Below are 3,266 nucleotides of genomic sequence, written 5' to 3' on the forward strand. Positions count from 1 at the left end.
AAAGAAAAACCCGACAAAAAAATTTACAGCTCGAGAAATTGCTCAATGGATATTTGAGAATTATCCAGAAAAATGCCGCCAAAAACAAAAGCGTTCAACGGCAATAATCTCTCCCCTTCATAGTGATGCAGCTCTTATTCAGCAAATTGTTGCTGAAATAGGGTCTCTGCGCTCTCAATTACAAAAGCGTTATCCAGAAATTAAAACCACTGAAGGATGACTGCGGCAGTATTATTTTACTAAACAAACAGATAGCGCTGAAATTGATGCAGCAGAGGACAATGTAGATTATAGGCCAGAAGATGGCTCTGTTAAAGAGCATGATCTTTATCCGTTATTATCTAAATTTTTATGGACAGAACTTGCTGTTTACAGCAAACGCATTAATGAGAAATGTTCTCGTAATAAACATGGTGTGGGCGGCAATAAATGGCTTTATCCAGATCTCGTAGGGATGCAAGGTTTAAGCAGGGAATGGAATCGCGAAATCAAAGACTGTGTTTTGCAATATTTTGATAAAAAGACAAAGCTTTGGTCTTTTGAAGTTAAAATTCTCATTAATCGTTCAAATTTACGGAAAGCATTTTTTCAAACAGTTAGCAATTCTTCATGGGCTAATTTGAGCTATTTAGTTGCTAGTGAAATTGAAGGTATTGATACATTAAAAGAGCTTCGGATGCTTTCAAGTTTGCATGGAATTGGATTTATAAGACTTGATAAAGAAAATTCTTCCGAGAGTGAGATCATAATTCCAGCGAAGGAACGTAGTGATATTGATTGGGATACTGCTAATAGATTAGTGGTAGAAAATAAAGACTTTCTTGATTATATTAAACTCATTCGTCAATTTTATCAAACTGGCGAAATGCGTCCATTGGATTGGGATCATATGGATCCATGAGGGGTATTTTAAAAAAGGTTTTATTGTTTAAAAGCTCTTTTGTTCAGAGTGACAAAAAATTACTCTAACTATTTTATTTGATTGATTATATTGATTTATAATGATAATTGGTATTTTTTACTTAATGAGAAGTTTGAATATCGTAGCATTCAATCATTTTAAACTATCTTATATTGGTGTTAATCAATCAAGGTTGTTTTTTGTGCCTCTCACGAGAGGGGAGGTAAGGAGGGGGCAAGTGAAAGTTTTTTGAGTATTCTATTTTGTATGAGGGCGTGATCCCATTAAATACCTTAAACTCAATGATTATAATTCATTACACATTTGTATTGTAGAGAGTGAAATTAGACTTTGTTGCTTCTGTTTACATCAAGCATTAAAAATATTGCTTCCTCATATTGAAGTTTTTTTACAAAGCATTTATTCTACTATTCCCTCAGTTTCGATTGCTGTTCGTTCTGATTATTATTAAGTTCTTTGTTCTCTGTATTAAACATTTAAAAAGAAATATCAATTTTATAAAATATTCACATAGTTTACTTCATTTCTTGAAATGGATTTAAAAAATAAATTTCTATCATCTCTTATGCTCAAGAGAGTGTGTGTAACATAATATTCTATTTATTTTTCAATAATACCGCACGCCAAACGTGCACCCCCTCCGCCAAGCGGTAATGGTTTATCTGATTGATTATCAGCTCCTAAATGAATTATTAATGAGCGCCCTTTAACTTCAGAGATTGTTTTTAATCGTGGAGCAAGAACGCTCATTACGGCATTTCCTTGCTTATCAACATAAAGTGCCGGTAAATCACCAAGATGACCATTGACATTATAGGGTCCTAAGTGTTTCCCAGTATGCTCTGGATCATAATGTCCACCCGCGCTTCCACCTATTATGCCATCTTTTGTATCACATGAAGGATTTACATGTACATGAAAACCATGCATCCCTTCTGGTAAAGTAGATAAATTGGGTATGAAAATTAAACCGTATGTATTTTCTTCAATTTTAATGCTACCAATAGCCTTTTTAGAATTATTAGCTTCTAGTTTATAAATATTTACTTGTGTCGATATTGCTAACGCAGAGTTTTTATGAATTAAAAATGCCATAAAAACGAATAATGATAATAATATTTTTCTCATAAAATACCTTTATATTTAATTTAAATAATTTTAGCTATAAAAAATTATTAATTCAATATTATGCTTAATTGGATATATTTATAATTTACTAAAATTGATTTTTTAGAAAAATACTTCATAAATAAATATTACTTTTTAGAAATAGTAAATAAATTAAAGTATATTTCTAAACATATATCTCATTTTTTTATTTATAAAATTTATTTATAAATAATGTAGCTTTTATAGGTGGATAATTATATCTCACTTACATTTCTTCAAGAGATGCTTTTAAAAAATCTACTTTTTGAGATATAATAAGAAATTAAATAAGGAATTTTAATAAGTTAGCTATTATTTCATTTATAATATGATGATCTTTTCATCAAAAATGAGAACTTTTCTATTCATTGTGAAATTTATAAGAGAAAGGACTATTATGGTTCATATAACTCTCCCATAAAATACAGCATATACCGACACTCCCCCCCATTCCTAATCCTATCAGCGCTCCTATTATCATTCCAGCAGAAAGTGCTACCCCTATACCCATTGCAATAACTGGACCAAATCCTGGAAGAGCAATATAACCATAAGCTGCAAGAGCTGCTGCGATTGCTCCTGATAGGCTACCATTTAATACCCCGATGAAAGCAAATTCTTTAATGGAATGCCAGCAATTTTTGAAAAAATTTGTCTTATAATTATGAAAAGAAACAGAGCTGTAAGTTTTAAAATCAATCATATTTTTTTCTTTCATTTTGAATGGTAACGGTTCCTGAATAATCAATGGATACGAGAAAATGAGAGTTTTTAAATTTTATTAAAGCTCGCCAGATACCTTTGTCATCTAAACGTAATCGTTTAATATTCTCAAAACCATTTTGCATAAGACAGTTTTTAATTTGTGAGGCAGTAAATGAATTCTGACCTATTTTAGTGATATTTTGAGTAGAGGTATAGGTAAAGGTTTGACAATAAGGAAGGTGAAAAACGTCACTGATTGAAGTCGTGACTATCAACGAGACAGATACAATCATCATAATAAAAACACTTAATTTTAAAAAGTTATTTAGTTTCATCTTGTCACCTGCTGTTGAAACAACACTTTATTAACCTTTGTATTGCTAACAGGTTCCCAAGATGGTTTTATTTTTAATATTATACTTAATAACAAAAAGTTATAAAAATTTATTGATTAAATAAAAATATTTTTTATTATTTATTTTTATTATTA

General features: G+C 30.3%; 4 protein-coding genes and 1 pseudogene. 2 read left to right on the forward strand and 3 right to left on the reverse strand.

The window, feature by feature from the left end:
• Nucleotides 1-220, forward strand: a pseudogene (locus tag ACFIO3_RS10410) (HrgA protein); the annotation flags it as partial.
• A 195-nt stretch (nt 221-415) separates the two neighbouring features.
• A complete protein-coding gene (locus tag ACFIO3_RS10415) occupies nt 416-901 on the forward strand; it encodes a hypothetical protein (RefSeq protein WP_375608366.1) in 486 nt (161 codons plus the stop codon).
• A gap of 621 nt (nt 902-1,522) precedes the next feature.
• Here ACFIO3_RS10415 and sodC read toward each other — a convergent pair.
• The 3 genes from sodC to ACFIO3_RS10430 form a co-directional block, all read right to left on the reverse strand.
• Nucleotides 1,523-2,050 carry a superoxide dismutase [Cu-Zn] SodC gene (gene sodC / locus ACFIO3_RS10420; RefSeq protein WP_375704426.1) on the reverse strand — a complete coding sequence of 176 codons (528 nt, stop codon included), beginning with the start codon at nt 2,048-2,050 and terminating at the stop codon, nt 1,523-1,525.
• Between the two features lie 382 nt (nt 2,051-2,432).
• Nucleotides 2,433-2,789, reverse strand: a complete 357-nt coding sequence (locus ACFIO3_RS10425; protein WP_375608364.1) for a hypothetical protein — start codon at nt 2,787-2,789, stop codon at nt 2,433-2,435.
• The gene (locus ACFIO3_RS10430) at nt 2,767-3,111 is read right to left on the reverse strand and encodes a hypothetical protein (protein ID WP_375608363.1); all 345 of its coding nucleotides are present in this window, start codon (nt 3,109-3,111) and stop codon (nt 2,767-2,769) included. The genes ACFIO3_RS10425 and ACFIO3_RS10430 overlap by 23 nt, the downstream gene beginning before the upstream one ends.
• Nucleotides 3,112-3,266 lie beyond the last annotated feature (155 nt).

The organism is Bartonella sp. AD328YNZD (genome assembly GCF_042196425.1).

Bases quoted from the DNA above. Each gene is read 5' to 3' on its own strand.
- ACFIO3_RS10425 (WP_375608364.1), bottom strand. From the start codon at position 2,789: ATGAAAGAAAAAAATATGATTGATTTTAAAACTTACAGCTCTGTTTCT.
- ACFIO3_RS10430 (WP_375608363.1), bottom strand. From the start codon at position 3,111: ATGAAACTAAATAACTTTTTAAAATTAAGTGTTTTTATTATGATGATT.
- sodC (WP_375704426.1), bottom strand. From the start codon at position 2,050: ATGAGAAAAATATTATTATCATTATTCGTTTTTATGGCATTTTTAATT.